23 protein-coding genes are annotated in these 24,440 nt (G+C 34.6%); 11 read left to right on the top strand and 12 right to left on the bottom strand.

Annotated features, from left to right (window positions below; translation table 11 throughout):
• Positions 1-147: 147 nt before the first annotated feature.
• The 4 genes from chrA to LNP19_RS11975 all read right to left on the bottom strand — a co-directional run bounded on the left by chrA (position 148) and on the right by LNP19_RS11975 (position 4,972).
• Positions 148-1,281, bottom strand: coding sequence for a chromate efflux transporter (gene chrA / locus LNP19_RS11990; RefSeq protein ID WP_230062148.1), 1,134 nt, complete (start codon positions 1,279-1,281; stop codon positions 148-150).
• 437 nt (positions 1,282-1,718) lie between these two features.
• Positions 1,719-2,243 (bottom strand): GNAT family N-acetyltransferase, encoded by a 525-nt coding sequence (locus LNP19_RS11985; protein WP_230062147.1) that lies wholly within the window; start codon positions 2,241-2,243, stop codon positions 1,719-1,721.
• A 120-nt stretch (positions 2,244-2,363) separates the two neighbouring features.
• Positions 2,364-3,962 carry a hypothetical protein gene (locus LNP19_RS11980; protein WP_230062146.1) on the bottom strand — a complete coding sequence of 533 codons (1,599 nt, stop codon included), beginning with the start codon at positions 3,960-3,962 and terminating at the stop codon, positions 2,364-2,366.
• Entirely contained in the window at positions 3,959-4,972 is a 1,014-nt protein-coding gene (locus LNP19_RS11975; protein WP_230062145.1) for a hypothetical protein, read from the bottom strand. The genes LNP19_RS11980 and LNP19_RS11975 overlap by 4 nt, the downstream gene beginning before the upstream one ends.
• Positions 4,973-5,466: 494 nt before the next feature.
• Here LNP19_RS11975 and porX point away from each other — a divergent pair, with 494 nt between their 5' ends.
• From porX to LNP19_RS11950, 5 genes are all read left to right on the top strand, one after another.
• Entirely contained in the window at positions 5,467-7,020 is a 1,554-nt protein-coding gene (gene porX / locus LNP19_RS11970) for a T9SS response regulator signal transducer PorX (protein ID WP_230062144.1), read from the top strand.
• A 118-nt stretch (positions 7,021-7,138) separates the two neighbouring features.
• On the top strand, positions 7,139-7,546 hold the full coding sequence (tsaE, locus tag LNP19_RS11965) for a tRNA (adenosine(37)-N6)-threonylcarbamoyltransferase complex ATPase subunit type 1 TsaE (RefSeq protein WP_230062143.1): 408 nt from the start codon (positions 7,139-7,141) through the stop codon (positions 7,544-7,546).
• Positions 7,547-7,558: 12 nt separating this feature from the next.
• Positions 7,559-8,029: a GNAT family N-acetyltransferase gene (locus LNP19_RS11960; RefSeq protein WP_230062142.1), complete on the top strand. Its 471-nt coding sequence runs from the start codon at positions 7,559-7,561 to the stop codon at positions 8,027-8,029.
• 91 nt (positions 8,030-8,120) lie between these two features.
• The gene (locus LNP19_RS11955; RefSeq protein ID WP_230062141.1) at positions 8,121-9,320 is read left to right on the top strand and encodes an alanine dehydrogenase; all 1,200 of its coding nucleotides are present in this window, start codon (positions 8,121-8,123) and stop codon (positions 9,318-9,320) included.
• 35 nt (positions 9,321-9,355) lie between these two features.
• A complete protein-coding gene (locus LNP19_RS11950; RefSeq protein ID WP_230062140.1) occupies positions 9,356-9,733 on the top strand; it encodes a DUF4258 domain-containing protein in 378 nt (125 codons plus the stop codon).
• Positions 9,734-9,810: 77 nt separating this feature from the next.
• On the opposite strand, the gene ung is transcribed toward LNP19_RS11950, so the two are convergent.
• Positions 9,811-10,485 (bottom strand): uracil-DNA glycosylase, encoded by a 675-nt coding sequence (gene ung, locus LNP19_RS11945; protein ID WP_230062139.1) that lies wholly within the window; start codon positions 10,483-10,485, stop codon positions 9,811-9,813.
• 113 nt (positions 10,486-10,598) lie between these two features.
• On the opposite strand from ung, the gene LNP19_RS11940 reads away from it, so the two are divergent.
• From LNP19_RS11940 to LNP19_RS15440, 3 genes are all read left to right on the top strand, one after another.
• Positions 10,599-12,767 carry an endonuclease MutS2 gene (locus LNP19_RS11940; RefSeq protein ID WP_230062138.1) on the top strand — a complete coding sequence of 723 codons (2,169 nt, stop codon included), beginning with the start codon at positions 10,599-10,601 and terminating at the stop codon, positions 12,765-12,767.
• A gap of 119 nt (positions 12,768-12,886) precedes the next feature.
• On the top strand, positions 12,887-13,333 hold the full coding sequence (locus LNP19_RS11935; protein WP_230062137.1) for a thiol-disulfide oxidoreductase DCC family protein: 447 nt from the start codon (positions 12,887-12,889) through the stop codon (positions 13,331-13,333).
• Between the two features lie 75 nt (positions 13,334-13,408).
• On the top strand, positions 13,409-13,537 hold the full coding sequence (locus tag LNP19_RS15440) for a hypothetical protein (protein ID WP_255665587.1): 129 nt from the start codon (positions 13,409-13,411) through the stop codon (positions 13,535-13,537).
• Between the two features lie 47 nt (positions 13,538-13,584).
• On the opposite strand, the gene ettA is transcribed toward LNP19_RS15440, so the two are convergent.
• Genes ettA through holA form a run of 3 tightly spaced genes read right to left on the bottom strand, consistent with a single transcriptional unit; the run spans position 13,585 to position 16,552 of the window.
• Positions 13,585-15,279: an energy-dependent translational throttle protein EttA gene (gene ettA / locus LNP19_RS11930; RefSeq protein WP_230062136.1), complete on the bottom strand. Its 1,695-nt coding sequence runs from the start codon at positions 15,277-15,279 to the stop codon at positions 13,585-13,587.
• Between the two features lie 41 nt (positions 15,280-15,320).
• Positions 15,321-15,503, bottom strand: coding sequence for a CAL67264 family membrane protein (locus LNP19_RS11925; RefSeq protein ID WP_230062135.1), 183 nt, complete (start codon positions 15,501-15,503; stop codon positions 15,321-15,323).
• Between the two features lie 44 nt (positions 15,504-15,547).
• Entirely contained in the window at positions 15,548-16,552 is a 1,005-nt protein-coding gene (gene holA, locus LNP19_RS11920; RefSeq protein WP_230062134.1) for a DNA polymerase III subunit delta, read from the bottom strand.
• Positions 16,553-16,644: 92 nt separating this feature from the next.
• Between holA and LNP19_RS11915 the strand changes: the two genes are divergently transcribed.
• The 3 genes from LNP19_RS11915 to LNP19_RS11905 all read left to right on the top strand — a co-directional run bounded on the left by LNP19_RS11915 (position 16,645) and on the right by LNP19_RS11905 (position 19,067).
• Complete coding sequence (locus LNP19_RS11915) at positions 16,645-17,091, top strand: type I restriction enzyme HsdR N-terminal domain-containing protein (RefSeq protein WP_230062133.1); 447 nt, start codon at positions 16,645-16,647, stop codon at positions 17,089-17,091.
• An 84-nt stretch (positions 17,092-17,175) separates the two neighbouring features.
• Entirely contained in the window at positions 17,176-18,162 is a 987-nt protein-coding gene (locus tag LNP19_RS11910; protein ID WP_230062132.1) for a glycosyltransferase family 2 protein, read from the top strand.
• A gap of 71 nt (positions 18,163-18,233) precedes the next feature.
• The gene (locus LNP19_RS11905) at positions 18,234-19,067 is read left to right on the top strand and encodes an OmpA/MotB family protein (protein ID WP_230062131.1); all 834 of its coding nucleotides are present in this window, start codon (positions 18,234-18,236) and stop codon (positions 19,065-19,067) included.
• Positions 19,068-19,142: 75 nt separating this feature from the next.
• Here the strand turns inward: LNP19_RS11905 and LNP19_RS11900 are convergent, their stop codons facing one another.
• The 4 genes from LNP19_RS11900 to LNP19_RS11885 all read right to left on the bottom strand — a co-directional run bounded on the left by LNP19_RS11900 (position 19,143) and on the right by LNP19_RS11885 (position 24,418).
• Entirely contained in the window at positions 19,143-19,880 is a 738-nt protein-coding gene (locus LNP19_RS11900; RefSeq protein WP_230062130.1) for a LytR/AlgR family response regulator transcription factor, read from the bottom strand.
• Positions 19,880-20,548 (bottom strand): sensor histidine kinase, encoded by a 669-nt coding sequence (locus LNP19_RS11895; protein ID WP_230062129.1) that lies wholly within the window; start codon positions 20,546-20,548, stop codon positions 19,880-19,882. Before LNP19_RS11895 ends, LNP19_RS11900 begins: the two co-directional genes overlap by 1 nt.
• 833 nt (positions 20,549-21,381) lie before the next feature.
• Positions 21,382-22,002 (bottom strand): L-threonylcarbamoyladenylate synthase, encoded by a 621-nt coding sequence (locus LNP19_RS11890; RefSeq protein ID WP_230062128.1) that lies wholly within the window; start codon positions 22,000-22,002, stop codon positions 21,382-21,384.
• 82 nt (positions 22,003-22,084) lie between these two features.
• Positions 22,085-24,418, bottom strand: a complete 2,334-nt coding sequence (locus tag LNP19_RS11885; protein ID WP_230062127.1) for an ATP-dependent helicase — start codon at positions 24,416-24,418, stop codon at positions 22,085-22,087.
• Positions 24,419-24,440: the final 22 nt, after the last annotated feature.

The following is a 24,440-nucleotide window of genomic DNA, read 5'->3' as shown; positions in this document are numbered from 1 at the left end:
GTTCTTTTGATAGAATTAAATTTGGTTAATTAGGTTTGAAAGCCACTGAGTAATATACTTAGTGGCTTTTTTTATGGTGGATACTAACACAAGACCGCTTTTTTAGCTCTAAAGAACAAGCATTAAAATAGAAAAAACGATTCGAAATTATAGAAAATACAATACATAACCTGCAATAGAACCGCCCAAAACAATCAAGGCACTGTTTATTTTTTTATACTGAAACCCAATCCAAATACTCGCTACAGCGATCAGAATTGTGCGCCAATCTGTTATAGTATCTTTTCCCATTTGGATACAAATAGAAACAATGATTGCTACCGAGGCCACATTAACCGCGTCGAGAAAAACGGAAAAAGGTTTTGAGTTCCTAAGTTTTTTTACCAACGGATTGAGCAAGGCGACAAAAAGAAAAGAGGGCAAGAATATGGCCAAAGTAGAAAAAAAAGCACCTGATAGTCCATTGATTTGGTAGCCTATAAAAGTAACCGATGAAAAAACAGGCCCCGGTGTAAACTGTCCCACGGCAATCGCATCAATCAAAGCGGTTCGAGACAATAAGCCTTTGGCTACTAATTCTGCATCCAAAAAGGCAAAAAGCACATAGCCACTTCCATAAAGAATCGCTCCTATTTTCAGGAAAATCAAGAATAAATTAAAATTGGTCGAAGCAACTACAGCGGTTTTCGATAATGGGAAAAACGCCAGCGGCATCCAATTAAGTTTAGCCGCTCCCGATTCCCCCTTTTTTAGGGAATAGAAAAACAAGCCTACAAAGCCAGCGCCAAAAAGAAGCGCAATTTCATTGATTTGCAACAGCGAAAGCGACAAAACTCCAATTCCTATTATCGCCAATAAGCCCGTTTTTAAGGATTTCTTGGCCAATGGAAAAATAGCGGCCAGAATAATGGCAATAATGGCGGGTTTTACACCGTATAAAAAAGCTTGCAGCTGTGGCAACTGTCCGTATTCCTTGTACATAAAGGCAAAAAATCCCGTAATCAAAACCGCCGGCAGGATAAAGCAAAGTCCGGCCACAATCAATCCTTTCCAGCCCGCTTTTTCGTGCCCTATGTGAATAGCCATTTCAGTACTATTGGGTCCCGGAATCAAATTAGTGGCTCCTAATAAATCCAAAAAATGCTGTTCGCTAAGCCATTTTCTTTTTACCACTACCTCTTGCTGCATCATGGCAATATGAGCCGCCGGACCACCAAAACCGATAATACCCAATTTCAGAAATAGCTTAGCTACTTCTTTTAAATCCTCCTTCTTTTGCATCTTAGGTGCTATTTTTTTTTATTTTGTTTCAGCGGCCAAGTTATACTAATATTTTAATTTGAATGTTATCAAAAAGTATCCTTTTTAGCGAATTTACAATCAGAATAAAATGTAGAAATGTTGCTAAAGCAATTGCCTGTGACTGGCGTTTTGCTCATAAAATTCCACTTCTTTGAGAGAAATATTCTTATTTAAGAGTTTGCTTTTCGGCGTTTTTTAGGTCTAAATACGTTTTCATAAATAGTACCGCTAATGCTAATCTAAACAATCGATAGAACCAGATGTTGACTTCCCACAGCAACAATTTGTGTGTCGCTCCGGTATCAAACAAGGAATCGATAAAAGAGAGTAAAAAAAATAGGGCTAATATCAGATGGACTGTTTTTGGCATTTTCATAGGCTAAAATGAGTTGGTTAAAATGTGAGTTGTTGTTGTCTTAACTGTTTAATTTTAATTTCATCATCAGATCTGTTTGCTCGTCATCACCCAATTTGAAAAGGTGTTTGTCAAATTCCACGAAGCCATTTTTCTCGTAAAAGCTTATTGCTCTTGCATTTTTTTCCCAAACGCCTAGCCAAACATATTCCGAAGCTTTTTGCTTTGCAATTTCGATGGCTTTGTCATACAGCAATTGCCCTACACTTTTGCCATGAAAATCTTTTGAGACATAAATACGTTCAATTTCGAGTGCTTGACTTTCTTTTAGTTCCGTTTGTGCCGCTCCAAAGTTGATTTTTAAATAGCCAATCACTTGCTCGTCCTGCTCGGCAAAATAAAAGGCTGAATTTTCGTCTTCGAGCTCTGCCTTGAGCTGTTCAATAGACAAGGCTTCTTCCAGATAGCTTTTCATATTCTCCGGAGAGTTATAAGCTGCGAATGTCTCCTGAAAGGTTTGACGGCTAATTTCTTGTAATTTCACAAGATCGTTTAGGTTTATTTTTCGAATTTCAATAGGAATCATTTTTGTATGGATTTGATTGAGATATGGAGAAGGTAATCCGTTTTTTAACACAAGCTTGATGATCGTCATAGATAAGTACCAGATCCAGTAAATTATGGTGCGTCAATGGATAGTTATTTTTTATATACCAAATTTACCTAGTATTGTTTTAAAGTCCTCAACAAAAACATCTTGTAATATTTTACTATCTGCTAACATTGAATAATCGATAACGTTTAAATTGTTTATTTTGTAATATTTATCAGAATCATATTCTTCATCTTTTAGTGTTGAAGTTAAAATAACTTGTTTGTTTAATTTTATGTATTCTTTTAGCATTAATGTTTCTTTTGAAGATGATAATTCTCCTTCTCGAAATGAATCAATTATTAATGGAAATTGATGAGATAATAAATTATTTAGAGCCATTAGTTTACAGAAATAATATTCTTGACCTTCACTTCCAGAATAGGTTTCACCAGTTTTTGTAAATAAATCTTCGAATATTAACAATCCTTGTGGGTCAATTTTAGAATAATAATTTTTCATTTCCAAAATAATATTTGACAAAATACTTTTTTGAAAATCTTTATTAGATGTTATTTTAATCTCATTATTTTGTATTTTTTTTTCAATTTCTTCTAATTCCTTTTGAAGTACAGATACAATCTGATCAACGTCTTTTGAATCTGTAATTTCGTCTTGGAAAAGAATATAGTTTTTTATTTCCGGCGTTGAACTTTCTAAAAGTTTATTTACTTGAACCTGTTCATTATTTATATTATTGTTTAACTCTTCAACAATTTCAGCTTTTATTGAAATATTATTCCTTACAGACTCAATAATGTTTTTTCTTACAAAACTATTACTTACTTCGAATTCAAAATCTTGATTTGAAAAAGTAATTTTACTACTACCACAATCAGAACATTTAACTTTTCCTTCATCTAAATTTCTGTTTAGTGAAGTCAATTCAGTTATTAAATTCTGTAATTTTATTTTTCTGTTTTCTTCTCTATTTCTTTGCTTCTTTAACTCTGCAATATTTAAATGTAATTCTCGTAATTGATTAGAGGTGTTTTTAAAGTCCAAATTATTGGATGCTGAACTAATAAATGTTGCAATCTGTGGATTTTGTTTAATAACTTTTATCTTTCTTGTTTCTGCTTTTATTTTTGTTTCAATTATTGATTTTTCTTTCTTTAAATTTTCAATATCATATTTATTGATTGTTGATATTGATACACCTTTAAGTGAATAAATCATATTAATAAAATCTACTTTGTTATTTTGACCTTTTACAATAAGATTTGATGTATTTCTATTATCTTGACCAAGAAAAAATAATTCATAAAAGAGACTCAAATCAACTGTTTTTTGTTCGCCATTTTTATCAATTTTTGGAAGTTGATATATTTCTTTGTCGAAGTAATACTTAAATTCACTTATAGTGTTGAAAATATTAAAACTTTCATTATTTAATACGAGTATTGAGTTCCCTTTTCTTAAGAATTCAAAAGTTGAACTATTAAATTCAATTTCTGAATAAAAAAAATATTTCTTTGGGTTGAAACTATTTGGAAAAACTGATTCATAACCTATGGAATAAATTAAACTCTGCATTAATAATGTTTTACCTCTATTATTATCATTACTAAAAATAATGTTTGTTGCATTAGTAAAGCGATTTTCAATGAAAGCCTCTTCTAAGTTTCCAAATGCTACTTTTTTTACTATCATTTTGTCCCTTCTATTATGATTGATATTAAATATTTTATTGTAAAATCTCTTAAATATGATATTCTGAAGTTATAATCTTTGAACGTTTCTTGATAAACATAATCAACATCATTAGAATTATTTTCGTTTAAAAAGGTTATTATTTTCTCGCAAATGTTCCAAAAGACTTTGTTGCTATTTTTATTAAAAAATGCTCGTGATAGATTAGAATTACATTCTTGAAGAATATCTTTCACATCTTCAGTATTTAAATCTTTGATTAATGGAAAAAAGTAAAGTGGAATAGAGGAATAATTGAAAATTTCAATTCCAATGATTCGACTAATTATTAAAGTTTCTATGTCTTTTGTTGATAAATGCCTATTAAAACTTAATACATCACGTATTTCAGAAATAGTTTCGTTTTCTATGTAACTATTCTTTTTTGCAGATTGTATATTTCGTAAATCGGCAAATACACTATTATAAAAATCATCCGATTTTAGACTTACTTTTTTAAATTTGGTTACGGACTTAATATATTCATTTTCAGAGTTATTATCTTCAACAATAAATACTTTTTTTGAAAAAGATTCAATTTGTTTTGAATAATCAACAGAAGTACCTTTAACCCGTAACACTTCTTCGGTTAATCCATTTAAAATTCTTTTTAAAGTTTTTTCTTCAATATTATTTAGATTGTAAATATTTATTTCAGCGTTTATTTTATAATCAATATTTAATATTGGAGAGAAGAAAATAAATTCATGAAAGGAAAAAGTAGAAATAAAATTATCAAATAGCGTAAATAGATATTTTCCAATTTTCTTTGGGCTTAATGATTTTTCATTTTTTGATTGAATATCCCAAATTTTATCATGATTCTTATTTACGCCACTTACATCATTAAAACAATCAAAAGTAACGTATTCTATTTCTTTTTTATTTCCGATTAGATATAGTAAAGATTTAGTTTCAAAATCCGAGGCTTTTTTATTGTTAATTTCTGTGTTTTTAAAAGTATAATCCATTAACTCTTTCTTTTTTTAGCAGTTCGGTTATAATTACCGCGAACTAGTATGTACTCGCTACTAAATAGTGACCATATACCCAAAAAAGAATAGATAACTGTTATTTAGTAGCACAGCAAAGTCAAATATATTTAAATTTTCTTACAAATCACAAAAACAATTTTTTATTTATAGTAGGTATTTTATACTGAAAAAGCATTATTTCTCGCAACCGCGTGAGGGACGGCAACGGAAAGCCCACAGCCGCGACTTCGTCGCGGCGAGGACTTGCAGTGAACTGCCCGACCGGAGCTTTGGCGGAGGGCACGCGCTGAAACAAGTTCAGCACAAGCACCAAAAAAAGATAGACCGGAGCGCCAATAAAAAGTCTTTTTTGGAGTTCTATACTTGGCTTATAACACTAAAATTTATCATAATATTAGCAAGTGGAAGCCTCAAAAAGCTGTAAATTGGCAGAATGATTCAAGGAACGGGAACACTAGTAGCACGACTATATGGATAAGATAAAAATACTTTGGGTTGATGACGAAATCGACTATTTGAAACCGCATATTTTATTTTTGGAGAAAAAAAATTACAGCGTCACCACCTGTAATAACGGTCGCGATGCGATTGATATTTTTGAAAATGAGAATTTTGATATTGTTTTCCTCGACGAAAACATGCCGGGTATGAGCGGGCTGGAAACGCTCTCGGAAATGAAGGAAAAGAAGAGCGCCATCCCGATGATTATGATTACCAAAAGTGAGGAAGAATACATCATGGAAGAAGCCATAGGCTCTAAAATTGCCGATTACCTGATTAAACCGGTCAACCCGAACCAGATTTTGCTGAGTTTGAAGAAAAACCTCGACAATTCCCGTCTCGTTTCGCAAAAAACCACCTTGGATTACCAAAAAGAATTCCGAAAAATTGCCATGGATATGGCGATGGTCAATTCCTATGAGGACTGGATTGAGCTGTACAAAAAACTGATTTTTTGGGAACTGAAACTCGAAAACATCAACGATCAGGGCATGATTGAGATTCTGGAATCCCAAAAAGTGGAAGCCAACTCTCAGTTTGGGAAATTTATTGAGCGCAACTATGGAGATTGGTTTTTGCCCAAAGCAGATAAACCCATTCAGTCGCATACCTTATTCAGAGAACTAGTGGTGCCTGAGATTGTAAAAAAAGACAAGCCAATCCTATTTGTGGTAATCGATAATTTACGCTACGACCAATGGAAAGCCTTTGAAAGTGTGGTCGCTAATTATTATAAACTGGAAAAAGAGGTTCCCTACTACTCTATTCTGCCTACGGCTACCCAATATGCAAGAAACGCCATTTTCTCAGGCTTGTTGCCGGTGGAAATGGAAAAACAGTTTCCGCAGTACTGGAAAAACGATCCCGAAGAAGGCGGGAAAAACCTGTATGAAGCGGAGTTTTTGTCGGCGCAATTGAAACGCCTTGGACTAAAAATAAAGGAAGATTATTTTAAAATCACCAATCTAGCCGGAGGAAAAAAACTGGTAGAAAACTTCAAATCCTTAAAAGACAACGATCTGGTAACGGTAGTCTATAATTTTGTAGATATGCTTTCGCACGCCAAAACCGAAATGGATGTGGTCAAAGAACTGGCTTCAGATGATAAAGCGTATCGCTCACTGACTTTGAGCTGGTTTAAGAATTCACCTCTTTTGGAAATTATCCAGCAGGCTCAAAAGTTGGGTTTCAAACTGATTCTAACCACGGATCACGGAACCATAAACGTCAAAAATCCATCGAAAGTAGTGGGAGATAAAAATACGAGTTTGAATTTGCGTTACAAAACCGGCCGAAGTTTGACCTACGAGCAAAAAGATGTTTATGCCGTAAAAGACCCAAAAAAGATTGGTTTGCCTGCCATAAATATGAGCAGTTCTTATATTTTTGCAAAAAATGATTTGTTTTTGGCCTATGTCAACAACTACAATCATTATGTGAGTTATTACAAAAACACCTACCAACACGGCGGAATTTCACTCGAAGAAATGATTATTCCTTGCTTGATTTTTAGTCCGAAGTAGTTTTTTTGTTTCAGGTTTGAAATTTCATGTTTCAAGTTTTGGAAATAAAGTACATATAGTGATATCCATCACGAATAATTTAGAATTTAAAACTCATAATTTAAAATAATAAAAAAGAATGGAATTTATTTTTTCATTAGATGAAATCGAAAAGATAGCGCAGCAAGTTGTAGCGGAAAATCCCAATAAGGTGATTCTTTTTCATGGTGAAATGGGAGCCGGAAAAACTACTTTTATAAAACAATTGTGCAAGACTTTAGGGGTTAGCGAAGCAACGAGCAGTCCTACCTTTTCTTTAGTTAACGAATACCAAACCACTACAAATCAAACTGTTTATCATTTTGATTTTTATCGATTGAAGAATGAAATTGAAGCCTTAGATATGGGCGCCGATGATTATTTGTATTCCGGAAATTGGTGTTTTATCGAATGGGCCGAAAACATCCCTAACCTGATTCCCGAATCCCATTCGGTTATTTCGATCAAGACACTTGCTGACGGCAAACGTTCTTTAGAATTAAGTTAACGAAGTATCAGCATGATTTTAGATAACAACCTTCGCATCATTCCTTTTTCTCCGGAGTGGAAAGAACCCATAAAAACCTTGAATATCGAATGGCTCCAAAAATACTTCAAAGTAGAGCCCAAAGACGAAAAGGTACTTTCGAACCCGCAGGAAGAAATCATAGACAAAGGCGGAATGATTTTTTATGTTCAATACAAAGACGTGATTGTAGGAACGGTTTCTTTGCTCAAAATAGACAATCAAACCTTTGAACTGAGTAAAATGGCCGTTTCCGAAGGAATTCAAGGTTTAGGAATTGGTAAAAAACTGTTGCAGCATTGTATTGAAGTCGCTAAAGAGCAGCAAATTAAAAAGCTTATTTTGTATTCGAACAGGAGTCTAAAACCGGCTATTCATTTGTATGAGAAATTTGGTTTTGAAGAAATAGCCTTGGAAGAAGGTATCTATGAGAGAGCCGATATTAAGATGGAAAAAATAATTTAGAGCGTAAATAATTTTGCTCGTGCATTTCTGGATAGAAAATGCTGTTTTTTAATCTTTTTGCGTAAATTTACTTCTTATTATCATCATTACAATGTCAATAGCAATAACTCCATTTACTAAATCTCAGCTGTTACCCCAAGAAGAAAAACTAGAGGTAAAAAGACAAAAAAGCGAACTTTTTATAGGAATCCCTAGCGAAACCAGCTATCAGGAACGACGCATCTGTCTTACTCCTGACGCGGTAAATTCCTTGACCTATCACGGACATCGCGTAATGATTGAGTCTGGTGCGGGAGTTAGCTCGAGTTATTCCGACAAAGAATACAGTGATGCCGGAGCCGAAGTTACCTGTGATACTCGTAAGGTTTTTGGTTGTCCGATGATTTTAAAAGTGGGTGCACCTACTCTTGCCGAAATAGAAATGATGAATAATCAAGCCATTTTGATCTCGTCAATTCAATTAAAGACTAAGAAAAAGGCTTATTTTGAAGCCTTAACCAAAAAGAAAATTACCGCTCTTGCCTTCGAATACATCAAGGATCCGGATGGAACCTATCCTGCTGTGCGCTCCTCCAGTGAGATTGCCGGTACCGCTTCGATATTAATTGCTGCCGAGTTGATGATTACCAATGAATTTGGAAAAGGATTATTATTTGGAAACATCACCGGAGTACCGCCAACAGAAGTAGTGATTATAGGAGCCGGAACCGTAGGCGAATTTGCCGCCAAAACAGCCATAGGACTTGGTGCTAATATAAAAGTATTTGATAATTCCATCACCAAGTTAAGGCGTTTGCAAAACAATTTGAATCAACGCATTTTTACATCAACAATCCAGCCTAAGTCCTTGTTAAAAGCTTTGAGACGTTGCGATGTGGCTATTGGAGCCATGCGCGGTATCGAGCGTTGCCCAATAGTTGTCACCGAAACGATGGTCGAAAACATGAAAAAAGGAGCTGTAATTGTTGATGTGAGCATCGATACAGGCGGTTGCTTTGAAACTTCAGAGGTTACTTCTCATGAAAAACCAACCTTTATTAAAAATGATGTATTGCATTATTGCGTACCTAATATCCCATCTCGTTATTCAAAAACGGCTTCGCTATCTATCAGCAATATTATTACACCTTACCTGATGCAAATTGCTAATGATGGCGGAATTGAAAGTGCCATCCGATGTGACATGAGTTTAAAAAATGGCGTTTATCTTTACCACGGCATTCTTACTAATAAAGCCATTGGAGATTGGTTTGATTTACCCAATAACGACATCAATTTAATTGTGTTTTAAACAAAGTTTCAGTTACCTTTGCCAAAAAAAATTTCATGAAATTTGCACAACGTTTTGCTTACTATTTAGTAGGATTGGTAATAGGTCTGTTTTTTGTTGCTATGGTTTTTGGAGGTAAAGACACTCGCTGTAATTATTTCCCAAACTCGAGGGTTTTAAATGATATCAGAAATAAACCTTTTGAATATTCTGAAAAAGCTTCCCAAGTTTTAGCCGAGAAATGGGTTGATACCACTGATATTAAAAAATCGTTGGAATTTGGAGATGTGGATTTTGACAAAAGCGATACCGAATTTGGAAAAAACGCAAAACTTTACATTATTGAAGGCAAAACAGCAGCCAACCAAAAGATTATCCTTAAAATAACGAATCGTTCTGACAAGGCTATTTTAGAAGATATCACCAAAGAATAGGAAGTATTCGACTCAATTAACAAAACCATAGCTATTGATTTTATATAAAAAATCAAACGGACTTTATTTTATAACAATCATAAAACCCACTCAATAGGCGTTTTCTGATTTGTTTTTAAATAGGCGTTGGTTTTGCTGAAATGTTTATTTCCAAACCATTTTCCTTGGTTGGCACTCATTGGCGACGGATGTCCTGATTCTAAAACCAAATGTTTGTTTCGGTCAATCTTCGCCCCTTTTTTATGGGCAAAATTCCCCCAAAGCAAGAAAACTACCTGTTCTTTTTCCTCCGAAATTTTTTGGATTACGGCATCGGTAAAAAGGTTCCATTTTAAATGTTTATGGCTGTTAGGTTTGTCTTCCCTAACGGTCAAACCGGCATTCAGCAACAAAACGCCCTGTTGTGCCCAACGTTCTAAATCACCAGAAGTTGGCATAAAAATACTGCCTAAATCATCACAAATTTCGCGATAAATATTCCGCAATGAAGGCGGAATTCGCACATCGTTATTGACCGAAAATGCTAAACCATTGGCCTCGCCTTTCCCGTGATAAGGATCCTGGCCAATGATAACCACTTTTAAATCGGCAAAGCTCCCGTAGTTGAAAGCCGCAAAAATAGCGTCCTTTGGCGGATAGCAAGAATGATTGCAGTATTCTTCATCTACGGCCTCCATCAATTCCTTAAAATAAGTTTTTTGGATCTCGTCCGCTAGAATGCTTTGCCATTCCATATTGAGGTTGATTTTCATGTAATTTATTTTAGTACAAAGTTCGCAAAGTTTTTCACAAAGTCCGCTAAAAAAAGTAAGCCATTTCACTTTGAATCTTTGTAACTTTGACACCGTACAATTTAGATCTTAAAATGATATCCATTACCGAAAAAACCTTACAAGACTTACAATTTCCAACCGTTCTCGAAACAATTTCGGACATCTGTAATACCGATATTGGAAAAGACAAAGCCTTGAAAATAACTCCTTTTAGAGATAAAGAAAGCTTGATGCAGGCCTTGATGCAGACATCGGAGTATGTTTCTTCATTTCAAAATAACAATGCCATTCCCAATCACGGTTTTGATGCCATAAACCATGAAATTAAATTCCTTGCCATTGAGGACAGTTTTCTTGAGGTGGGAAGTTTTAGAAAAATAGCAACATTATCTGCAACGGTTAATTTTTTATTGAATTTCCTGAAAAAATTTGAGGATTATTATCCAAATCTAAATGCAAGAGCCTCGGAAGTAGAATTAACAAAGGAAATCATCACTCTTGTTGATGCCATAGTCGATAAATATGGAGAAATCAAGGACAATGCCTCTCCGGAGCTTTTAAATATTCGCAGGGATATAAATCTGGTGCGCGGGAAAGTCAACCAAAGTTTTGGCGTGGCTCTTACCCAATACAACAGCTTGGGTTATCTGGACGACATCAAAGAAAGTTTTGTGCAAAACCGCCGAGTTTTAGCCGTTTTGGCTATGTATCGCCGTAAGGTAAAAGGCACCATATTAGGAAGTTCAAAAACCGGAAGCATCGCTTACATCGAGCCCGAAGCGACCTTAAGGTATTCCCGTGAACTCAGCAATTTAGAATACGAAGAGAAAGAGGAAATCACCCGAATTTTAAAGCAGTTATCGAATACCATTCGTCCTTTTTTACCGCTTTTGATCCAATATCAGGATTTTCTGAGCGATATTGACGTGATTGCCGCCAAAGCAAAATATGCCGATCGCATCAACGGAATCATGCCTACAATCACTGAAGAAAGACGTCTTTATTTTAGAGATGCCTTTCATCCTATTTTGTATTTGAACAACAAACAAAAAAAAGAAATAACACATCCTCAAACTATAGAATTAAGTCAGGAGAACAGAATTATTGTAATCTCGGGACCTAATGCCGGTGGAAAAACGATCTCTTTAAAAACAGTTGGATTACTCCAATTAATGTTGCAATCGGGAATGTTGATTCCGGTGCATGAACGATCCGAAACTTTTTTATTCGACAGAATACTAACAGATATTGGTGACAACCAATCTATTGAAAATCATCTAAGTACTTATAGTTACCGTCTAAAGAACATGAACTATTTTTTAAAGAAGTGCAACCGAAAAACCATGTTTTTAATTGACGAATTCGGTACCGGTTCTGATCCTGAATTAGGTGGTGCCTTAGCCGAAATTTTCCTCGAAGAGTTCTATCATCGGGAAGCTTTTGGGATTATCACCACGCACTATTCGAACTTAAAAATTCTGGCAAATGAATTGCCTTTTGCTACCAATGCCAACATGCTTTTTGATGAAAAATCATTGGAACCGATGTACAAACTGGTTTTAGGTCAAGCCGGAAGTTCCTTTACCTTTGAGGTGGCTTTGAAAAACGGTATTCCGTTTAGCCTAATTAATCGTGCTAAGAAGAAAATTGAAGTTGGAAAAGTACGCTTTGACAAGACAATTGCCACTTTACAGAAAGAGCGTTCCAAAATGGAAAAAACTTCGCAAACGCTGAAAGAAGAAGAAACTAAAGCGCGTGAAGAAGGCAAGAAAATGGAAACTATCAATGTCAAAATCAAACAAAAACTCGAAAGTTATCAGGAATTGTATGATAGTAATCAAAAAACAATTTACATCGGTCAAAAAATTGAGGATATAGCCGAGAAATATTTCAACAATAAGAACAAGAAAGACCTGATTGGTGAGTTTTTGAAAATTATCGAAATCGAGAATTCAAAACGTAAGAAAGCTTCTCCAAAAGAGGTAAAAGCAATCATTGAAAAGAAGAAAGAAATCATTGCCGAAGTAACTGTTCAAGTCGAAGAAATCAGAAAAGAAAAGAAAGAAAAGAAACTTAAACCGATAATTGAAAAGCCAAAACATATTTTAAAGGTAGGCGACAGAGTGCGTATGCTGGATGGAAAAGCAGTAGGAAGTATTGATAGCATTGAAAAAAATAAGGCTACAGTCAATTACGGCGTCTTTACTTCTAAGGTAAGTTTGGATGAATTGGAACTGGTTGAAGCTGTTAAGAAAAAGTAATCAGTATTCAGATTACAGTGTTCAGTCAGTAGCGTCTTTGCCAGAAATGAAGTAAACACTTGAACACGGACAGAAGTTGAACAATTAAATGACGACAAAACCAATTTTATAATATAAGGATGAATACACCAAGTGAGATTGCTTCGTACCTCGCAATAACAACAAAAGGAAAAAAAATAATCCTCTTTGACGGCGTTTGCAATTTGTGCAATTCGGCGGTGCAATTCATTATTAAACACGATAAAAAAGACGTCTTTAGATTTGCAGCCATCGAATCAGATATTGGACAGCAGATTCTCCAACACATTGGGATGGATCCCAAAAAAAGTGACAGTGTTATCCTTTACGAACCTGGGATTGCCTACTCTTGTAAATCAGAAGCTGTTTTAGAAATAGTTCAAGATCTTGGCTCTTTTTACAGTTTGTTGTCTGTTTTCAAAATATTTCCAACAGTATTTTCGGATTCTATTTATGATTATGTTGCCAAAAACCGATATCATTGGTATGGAAAAAAAGAACATTGCCTACTCCCTACTGCCGAATTAGAATCTAAATTTTTACAATAAATCCGAAATTACTGATTTTTATCATGTTCTATCCTTAAAAGAATTTCTATTTTTGATATTCTAAATACTAGGAATATGAAAAATATAGCACTTTACAATTGGGATAGCGGTTCAATAATTATTGTTTTTGTCTTCGGATTCGTAGTAGTAGCATTAGTGGCTGCAGTCTTACTTATGATGAACAATGACAAGAAAAAGAAATAAAAAAGAGGATGCTTTTGACATCCTCTTTTTTGCAACAAAAACTAAAATTAGCTTCTGATTAATTTTCTGTATTTCAAACGCGTTGGAGTCAAATCTCCACCTAAACGTTTCTTTTTGTTTTCTTCATAATCAGAGAAACCACCTTCAAAATAATACACTTCGGAGTTTCCTTCGAAAGCAAGTATGTGGGTACAAATTCTGTCTAAGAACCATCTGTCGTGCGAAATTACCACTGCACAACCCGCAAAATTCTCCAATCCTTCTTCCAAAGCACGAAGTGTGTTTACATCCAAATCATTCGTTGGCTCATCCAGTAACAAAACGTTTCCTTCTTCTTTCAAAGTCATTGCTAGGTGCAAACGGTTACGCTCTCCACCAGAAAGTGTTGCCACTTTCTTATTTTGATCGCTTCCACCAAAATTAAATCGGCTTAAATAAGCACGAGAATTCACTTGACGACCACCCATCATAATCAATTCCTGACCATCACAAAAGTTTTCCCAAATTGACTTATTAGGATCAATATTAGAATGCGACTGATCCACATAAGCGATTTTCACGGTTTCACCGATAGCAAATTCTCCTGCATCCGGTTTTTCCTCGCCCATGATCATTTTGAAAATAGTCGATTTACCGGCACCATTTGGCCCAATAATACCAACAATTCCTGCTTGCGGCAATTTGAAATTCAAATTATCATACAATAACTTATCTCCAAAAGCTTTTGAAACATTTTTAGCTTCAATCACATTTGTTCCTAAGCGTGGACCATTTGGAATATAAATCTCTAGATTTTCATCCAATTGTTTTTGATCTTCATTCAACAATTTATCGTAGTTCTGCAAACGCGCTTTTTGTTTCGTTTGGCGACCTTTGGCTCCTTGACGCACCCAGTCTAACTCACGTTCTAAAGTTTTTCTGCGTTTTGAAGCTGTTTTCTCTTCTAGCGCCATACGACTTGATTTTTGATCCAACCAAGAAGAATAATTCCCTTTCCAAGGAATACCTTCACCTCTGTCTAATTCTAAAATCCAACCCGCCACATTATCCAAGAAATACCTGTCGTGCGTTACCGCAATTACAGTTCCTGCATATTGTGCCAAATGTTGTTCTAACCAAAGAACACTCTCGGCATCCAAGTGATTCGTAGGCTCATCCAAAAGCAAAACATCCGGTTGTTGCAATAACAAACGACATAAAGCCACACGACGGCGTTCCCCACCCGATAAATTCTTGATTGGAGTATCTGCTTCCGGAGTACGCAAAGCATCCATAGCAATTTCTAATTTAGTGTCGATTTCCCAAGCGCCCAAAGCATCAATTTTATCTTGCAAAGCGGCTTGGCGATCCATTAACTTATCCATTTTATCTGGATCTGAATAGTTTTCTTCAAGACCAAATAGATCATTAATTTTATTGTATTCTTCTAAAACTGCCATAGTTTCGGCAACACCTTCTTTTACAATTTCGATCACTGTTTTACTGTCATCCAAAATAGGCTCTTGTTCTAAATAGCCAACAGTGTATCCAGGTGCAAAAACGACATCTCCTTGATAATTTTTATCTGCACCGGCAATAATTCTTAATAAAGAAGATTTTCCTGAACCGTTAAGACCTAAAATACCAATTTTTGCTCCATAAAAGAAACTCAAATAAATATCTTTTAAAACTTGTTTGTTGCTGCTTGAGTAGGTTTTACTCAACTTTGACATTGAAAATATCACTTTCTTATCGTCTGCCATTTTTTTATTTAAAATTTAAAATTCAACATTTAAAATAGTACTTAAACTCTCCCCTTTAGAGAACTGAAAACCCAAGCAATAGCCAAGAATCCTACGCCTACGGCTGCAAATCCCCATCCGGAAACTTCGCTGTATCTGAAAGCCCCAAGACCAATGAGGAGTAATCCCATTAATATCATAATAAAAGTAGCCCATCCTAAGATGGTGTTCTTATTCATTCCCATAGTTGTGCTATATTTTGAAATGCAAATATCGTTAATTTTAACGGCTAATTAAATATATTATACAGCATTTCTCTTAATAAATCAGCATTTGACATTGCATTAGCGCCCACTCCTTTGCTTTTTACGTCAATCTCTCTCAAAGAAGCTACTATTTGACTCACCTTTCGCATCGGATAATTCTTAAGTGCCACATCATATTCTTTCAGAAAAAACGGATTCACCCCGATTACTGCCGCTACATTTTTTGGGTTTTTATCTTTCAAACCGTGGTATTTGAGCAATTGAACAAAAAAGCCAAAAACCAAACTTGTGGTAACCACCATTGGATTTTCTTTTGGATTATTGGCAAAATTTTCAGCTATAGTGTAGGCCTTAAGTTGATTGCGTTCTCCGATGGCTTTTCTTAATTCAAAAACATTAAAATCTTTACTAAAACCAATGTTTTCCTCAATATCTTTTGGACTGATGGTGCTTCCTTTGGGTAAAATAATCTGTAGTTTTTCCAACTCATTATTGATTTTGCTCAAATCAGTTCCCAAAAACTCAACTAGCATTGCAGCGGCTTTTGGTTCAATGCTGTATTTTTTCCCTGCTAAAACTCGCTTAATCCAATCTCCAACTTGGTTTTCATAGAGCTTTTTACTTTCATAAACCACACCATTTTTAGCTAATAATTTAGTCGCTTTTTTACGTTTATCCAAGGTTTTGTACTTATAACACAAGACCAAAACAGTAGATTCCATAGGGTTTTCTGCATAGGTTTCCAGTTTATCAATAGTACGGCTTAGGTCTTGCGCTTCTTTTACGATGACCACTTGACGCTCTGCCATCATAGGATAACGTTTGGCCGTAGAAACGATATCTTCTATAGTGACGTCTCTACCGTACAAAACGGTTTGATTGAACCCTTTTTCTTCCTCCGACAATATATTTGCTTCTATATAATCTGATAATTTATCGATATAGTACGGCTCTTCCCCCATCAAAAAATAGATGGGTCTGATGTTTCCGCTCTTGATATCGTTTACAATTTTAATAACCTCGTCCATTCCTCTTTGTTTAAAGTTTGAAATCTAAAGTTTGTTGTTTCGAATGAAGTTTTTAACCCCTAAATTTTAAACTTATTTAATACTTTTGCTTCATGCAAAAATTAAATTTCCAACTTTATAACTTTCGGTTCAAAAATAGCGAAAATAAAGTATCCATTTTCGATGAAATCAGGAAAAAATTTATCATTCTCACACCCGAAGAATGGGTTCGTCAGCATGTGGTTCAGTTTTTAATCGAAGAGAAAAAATATCCTAAATCCTTAATTAATGTTGAAAAAGTATTAAAAGTCAACGGATTGAAAAAAAGATACGATGTGGTGGTTTTTAAACCTGACGGCTCTATTTTTGTTTTGATTGAATGCAAGGCTCCCGAAATAAAAATTGCCCAAGCCACATTCGACCAAATTGCCCGTTATAACATGACGCTCAATGCGCAATTTTTGATGGTCACCAATGGTTTGAATCATTACTTTTGCCAAATGGATTATGAAAATGAAAAATATGATTTTCTAGAAAATCTACCCAATTATAATAGTTAGTATAATTTGATTAGTTGGATTTCTTTGATTGTCAGAATCGAAGTAGTCTAAAATCTAAGCCGTTTAAAAAATCTAAATATCTAAATGAAAATAGCAGTCGTCATACTTAACTGGAACGGAGTTCAACTATTAGAGCAATTCTTACCTTCAATCATACAATTTTCACCAGAAGCCACGATTTATGTTGCCGATAATGCCTCTACAGATACTTCTGTTTCCTTTGTGAAACAGCATTTTCCCAGTGTTCAAATAGTCAAAAATAAAGGCAATTTTGGTTTTGCACAAGGGTATAATGAAGCCTTGAAACACATTGATGCCGAAATCTATGCTTTGGTCAACTCTGATATTGAAGTAACTCAAAACTGGTTAGAACCTATTCTTGAAACTTTTGAAAAGGAATCTGAAACAGCCATCATCCAACCTAAAATATTGGATTTTAAAAACAAACAGTACTTTGAATATGCTGGTGCTGCTGGAGGTTTTATTGACAAATATGGCTATCCTTATTGCCGAGGACGGATTTTTGATACTATCGAAAAAGACTTGGGCCAATACAATGACAACCGGGAAATATTTTGGGCTTCGGGAGCTTGCTTTTTTATACGAAGTGCTGTTTATAAAGAATTGAACGGTTTTGATGACGCTTTTTTTGCACATCAAGAGGAAATTGACTTGTGCTGGCGCGCTTTTAATAAAGGACATAAAATAAAATACAATTACAAATCGGTGGTTTACCATGTCGGCGGGGCAACCTTGCAACAAGGAAATCCAAGAAAAACCTTTCTGAATTTTAGAAATTCGCTGTTGATGTTAACTAAAAACTTGCCCAAAGAAAGTCTATACGAAGTACTGTTTTCAAGGATGATTTTGGACGGGATTGCCGGAATTCAATTCATTTCAAAAGGAAAATTCTCTCATTTCACTGCAATCCTAAAAGCGCATTTCTCTTTTTACTCTTTATTTCGAGACACTTATAAAAAAAGAACGCAATTCCAAACAAAGAAATACTATAACCAAAAAAGCATCGTTTATACCTATTATATAAAATGTGGCAAGATTTTTGTTAAATGATTTTAACAAAATTTATTTGTATAATCTAATCTTTAAAAACTAAATTTGTAATTCACACTAACATTAAATTTATGAAAAAAATTGTAATTGCCTTATCTGTATTGGCACTTTTAACTTCATGTGTTTCTAAGAAAAAATATGCCGACTTAGAGGCTCGTAATAAAGAAACTCAAGATTTATTAAATAGCGCAACTGTAAAATTAAATTCTTGCTTGGAAGAAAAAGCTGGACTTACTGCTACTGTTGCTGGTCTAAAAGAGCACAATCAAGGGTTGCTTAATGTGTCGAAAGATTTGACAATGCTGACCTCTAAAGGTGCTGAAAATTTAGAAAAATCATTAGAAAGCTTGAAAGAGAAAGATTTAAAAATTTCAAGACTTCAAGACGCTTTAACAAGAAAAGACAGTGTAACATTAGCATTGGTTTCTAGTTTGAAAAGCTCTGTTGGAATCTCTGATTCAGATATCGAAATCAACGTAGAAAAAGGAGTTGTTTTCATCTCAATCGCTGACAAATTATTGTTTAAAACAGGTAGTTATGAAGTATCTGACAAAGCAAAAGGAGTATTAGCTAAAGTAGCTAAAGTAGTAAATGACAAACCTGATTTTGAATGTATGGTTGAAGGTCATACTGACAATGTTCCATTGAACGGAAGCGGAATTTTATTGGACAACTGGGATTTAAGTGTGAAACGTTCTACTTCTATCATCCGTGTGTTGACAAATCAATTAGGAGTTAAACCAGAGCAATTAATTGCTGCAGGTAGAAGTTCTTACATTCCTTTGGTTGCGAATGATTCTGCTGAAAACAGAGCGCGTAACAGAAGAACACGTATCGTTGTATTGCCAAAAATCGATCAGTTCTATGATATGATTGAAAAAGAAATGAAAAAACAACAAAAATAATATCGTATTCAGTGAACAGTAATTAGTGTTCAGTCTACTTATAATCATAAAACGTCTTGAGAAATCAAGACGTTTTTATTTTTTATACCATTCTAAAAAGGTCTTTATTCTTAATCGGCTGACCACAAAATCAAATTCTTTTGCATCAGGAATTTGAAGTACCATTTGGCTCTCATTTTTCAATGCTGAGATGTATTTTTTATTGACCAGAAACTTTCGGTTGATTCTAAAAAACAATTCTGGATCGAGCTTTTGCTCTAAGTTATCTAAAGAATTATTGATCGCAAATTGTCTCTTTTGATTGGTCAAAATAAAAGAAGCATTGGCATCACTAAAAAAACAAATCACTTCATGGGATTCGATTTTTTTTAAATGATTCCCAGAAGAAACTAGGAAAGAGGTCTTAAATTTATTTTCTATATTTTCTTCCAAAACTTTCCAGTTCAACGCATTTGCAAAACCCGTTTTAAAAGCATCATATTTTGAAATCATTTTATCCAACTTAGACTCATCAATAGGCTTCAGAAGATAATCAATTGCATTGTAATTGAATGCCTTCAGCGCAAATTCATCATAGGCCGTGGTGAAGACAATTTTGGATTGTATTTGAATTTTATCCAATATCCTGAAACAATTTCCATCCCTTAATTTGATATCAATGAAAACAAAATCTGGATGATTATTTTCTTCAAACCATTTCAGAGCACTCACAACAGAAGGTAAAATAGCCAAAACGACGAAGTCTTTATTCATCAATAGCTTTTCAAACCGTTTTCCTGCAGGAATTTCATCCTCTATAATTACTGCTGTCATTAGGATTCAAGTGTTAAAATGGGAAGATTTACTTGATAGATACTTGAACTGTCATTAATCTGGATTTCTTTATTAGTCAAAATTTTATAGCGTCTATTAATATTTTCCAAACCTACTTGATTGGATTGCTTGCTGAATTTATTAGAAACGGAATTCTCAATAAGCAAGCCATTATCACCTGTTGAAATTCTGATTTCCAAAGGGCTATCTTCGTCCATCTTGTTATGCTTAAAAACGTTGTCCACAGTTTCCTGCAGCGAAATGGACAATATGTATTCGTTTTCTTTTGGAAGAGCGCTAATTTCAAATGAAAAACCATTTTCAAATTTCGCCTTATAAATTTCTAAATATTCTTTTATGAACTCCAATTCCTCTTTCAGTAAAACAAAATCATCGTTTTGATTCTTTAAATAATGACGATAGGTATTCGATAAATGATGACCAAATTCAACCGCTTTCTTAGGATTTATTTCGATAAAAGAAATTAAAGTGTTCAAATTATTGAACAAAAAATGAGGATTCACCTGATTTTTCAATTGCAAATATTCGGCTTCTTTTTTAGAAAAGGAATTGGTTAAAGTTTTAATTTTAAAATCATTACTTTTCAATTTATTGGTATAAAGCAGTATAATCATTATTACAGAGGCCGAAAAGATTGAAGCGTTCAAGACAACTATTAAAAAATGATTATTAGAAACAGGCAACTGTAATGATATGGGTAAAGTTAATAATGTAGCTATTATTACTATAAATAAATAATTTCGTTTGAACACTGTAAAATGGGTTAAAAACCAAATTAAAGCCAATGAAACTACTGAAATTTTTAAACAGTGCCATTCAATTTTAAAGAAAAACACAATAAGTTTATTTAAATGGAAATAATCGGAAAAATGGAAAAGGTAATCGTATGTAGATAACACAATAGTCATTGTAATTATAGATTCAATTAAACTTATTCCTAACACTAATTTTAAATAATACAATGGTTTTTCATTGAACACTAACAATTCGTTTATCTTAGAAGAATAGTCTAAAAGTGAAAAAAAAAGAAATTCAGCAAAAAAAACACAAATTGCTACAAGAGCTTGCAGCGATGAAATTTGAATAGTATAGCTGTTCAAAAATAATTTAGAAACTAGTAAAGCAAAACAAAACACCGAAATAAAAAGTAAAATAGCGGAAAGCAATAAATTTCGCACGGTCTCCTCTTTTTTCTGCTGCCGTTTTTCAAAAATGCAAACGTACACCAAAGAAATTAGACCGAAAAATCCCGTCATAAAGATATTAATCCTCCATATTTGTACAAATTTAAATGAACCACTAATAATTATGGAGATTACTGCAATTACTACTAAAGGTAAAATGCTAAGTAAACATAACTTTTTAAATGCTTTCATAATGCTGTTTTTTAAAATTCAAATCAAAAGTCGGATGATTTGAATTTTAATAAAAAATAAAGATAGTGAAATGCATTTATTGGCTAGTGAATGGTAAATAATCTTTAAATAATATCTACGTCGCCCTTACCTTCCCTGATGATAACTGGTTCATGACCTGACAAATCAATAATAGTAGAACCTACGTTGTCACCATAACCACCATCAATAACCAAATCGACCAGGTTTTGCCATTTTTCAAAAATAAGCTCAGGATCTGTAGTGTATTCGATTACATCATCCTCATCACGAATCGAAGTGGAAACAATGGGATTACCCAACTGACGAACAATTTCTAAAGCAATGGAATTATCCGGAACACGGATTCCTACCGTGGTTTTCTTTTTGAATTCCTTTGGCAAGTTATTATTTCCAGGCAAAATAAATGTATAAGGTCCCGGTAAGGCTCTTTTTAACAATTTAAAAGTGGAGGTGTCAATTTGCTTCACATAATCCGACAAATTACTCAAATCGTGACAAATAAAAGAAAAATTAGCTTTATCTAATTTGATTCCTTTTATTCTGGCAATGCGCTCTAAGGCTTTGGAATTCGTAATATCGCAACCCAAACCGTAAACGGTATCTGTTGGGTAGATTATCAAACCTCCTTCTTTTAGCACCTTTACCACCTTGGCTATCGCTGCTTCACTGGGTTTGTCTTCGTATATTTTTATAAATTGAGCCATGAGATTGAAAATTTTTGATTAACGATTTTTAATTAGCTGATTTAACACTGAAACTGAATACTAAAAAACTGATCACTGAAAACTATCCTATAATATCCAGTTTTGCAAAACGCAATAATAATTTTTTAATGCCGCCTACCTCAAACTTAATTTCTGCCTTTTTATCAGCACCTACGCCTTCTAAGTTTAAAACTTGTCCTTTGCCAAAACGTTCGTGCATTACCACGTTTCCAGCTGCTAATTTATTATCAAACAAATTAGCACTACCCGAAGGAGCATTGGCCGAAACTGGTTTCAATTTACGAATATTTAAATCTGTCTTGGGTTCCTTATCAGTGATATGTTTAGGAGGCACTGCATTTGCCGGTTTTGCCAAACGCAGTTTTGATTTATCTACATCTCCAAAAACATCAATGTCAATCATCGGTCGATAACGATAATTACTTTCTGCCGGAGTCAGATACTCCAAATATTGAGCATCAATTTCTTCAATAAAACGGGAAGGTTCACTATCTGTTAATTTTCCCCAGCGGTAACGCGATTGGGCATAAGTCAAATAAGCCTGATGCTCCGCTCTTGTCAGGGCAACATAAAACAAGCGTCGTTCTTCTTCCAGTTCCGATCGGGTGCTCATACTCATGGCACTCGGGAACAAATCCTCTTCCATTCCCACCACAAAAACGTGGGGAAATTCTAATCCTTTGGCCAGGTGTATGGTCATCAAAGCCACACGGTCTTCGTCGCTGGTATCCTTATCTAAATCCGTTGCCAATGCTACGTCTTCCATGAATTCAGATAAAGCGCCACGAGCACCGTCTATTTCTTTTTGACCTTCGGTGAAATCCTTCAGTCCGTTTAAGAGTTCTTCGATATTCTGAATTTTTGCCATTCCTTCCGGTGTAGCATCTTTTTTCAGTTCCTGTACCAATCCCGTTTTTTTAGAAACATGATCGGTGATATAAAAGGCATCCTGGTTCTCATTGATTACTTGAAAACTCTGAATCATCGTCACAAAATCTTTTAGTCTTTGCTTGGTACCGGAATTCAGTTTCAAGTCAATTTTGTCAATATTCTGCATGACTTCAAATATGGATCGCTTGTAGTGATTGGCGGCAACAACCAGTTTCTCAACTGTGGTATCACCAATACCGCGAGCCGGATAATTAATAACACGCATCAATGCTTCCTCATCTTTTGGATTGATTACCAATCGCAAATAACAGAGTACGTCTTTTATTTCTTTTCTTTGATAAAAAGACAGTCCGCCGTAAATGCGATATGGAATATCTCTTTTTCTCAAGGCATCCTCCATTGCACGGGATTGTGCATTGGTACGGTATAAAATTGCAAATTGACCATTGGTCATTTGGTTTTGCATCTTTTGTTCGAAAATGGTACCGGCAACAAAACGTCCTTCCTCAGCATCGGTCATGCTGCGGTGTATTTTTATCTTTGGACCAAAATCATTGGCCGTCCAAACAATTTTATCCAGCTTGACTTTATTTTTATCGATAATGGTATTGGCTGCCTCCACAATATTCCTTGTCGAACGGTAATTTTGTTCGAGTCGGAAGGTTTTTACGCCTTCATAATCTTTTTGAAAATTTAAGATGTTATTGATATTGGCACCACGAAAAGCATAAATACTTTGGGCATCATCACCAACCACACATATATTTTGAAATTTGTCCGACAAAGCTCTTACAATCAAATATTGCGAATGATTGGTATCTTGGTACTCATCCACCAGAATATAACGAAAACGGTTTTGGTATTTGGCTAGAACTTCTGGGAATCGAGTTAGCAATTCATTGGTTTTCAACAACAAATCATCAAAATCCATGGCTCCAGATTTGAAACATCTTTCTACATATTTTTGATACAGCTCGCCCATTCGAGGCTTTTTGGACATCGCATCTGCTTCCTGTAAATCTGGGTCGTTAAAATAAGCTTTAACAGTGATCAAACTATTTTTAAAATTAGAAATCCTACTCAAAACCTGTTTGGGTTTATAAACATCTCTATCCAATTGCATTTCTTTGATAATCCCTGAAATCGCGCGCAGGGAATCCTGAGAATCGTATATCGTAAAATTAGATGGATAACCCAAAAGAGAAGCTTCGGAACGCAAAATTTTGGCAAAAACAGAGTGAAAAGTTCCCATCCAAAGATTTTTGGCCTCGCTATTTCCAACAATATCCGCAATTCGTTTTTTCATTTCACGCGCTGCCTTATTGGTAAAGGTAAGCGATAAAATATTAAATGCATCTATTCCCTGATGCATCAAATAAGCAATTCTGATTGTTAAAACACGGGTTTTTCCTGAACCTGCACCAGCAATAATAATCATTGGTCCGTCTTTCTGTAATACGGGTTCGCGTTGGGCTTCGTTAAGTTGGGAAATGTATTTTTGCATTGAAATTTTCTATTTATGCAAA

It is taken from the genome of Flavobacterium acetivorans, assembly GCF_020911885.1.
Lineage (GTDB): Bacteria > Bacteroidota > Bacteroidia > Flavobacteriales > Flavobacteriaceae > Flavobacterium > Flavobacterium acetivorans.
Note: the sequence above shows the minus strand (reverse complement) of the source record. Positions and strands in the feature narration are given on the sequence as shown.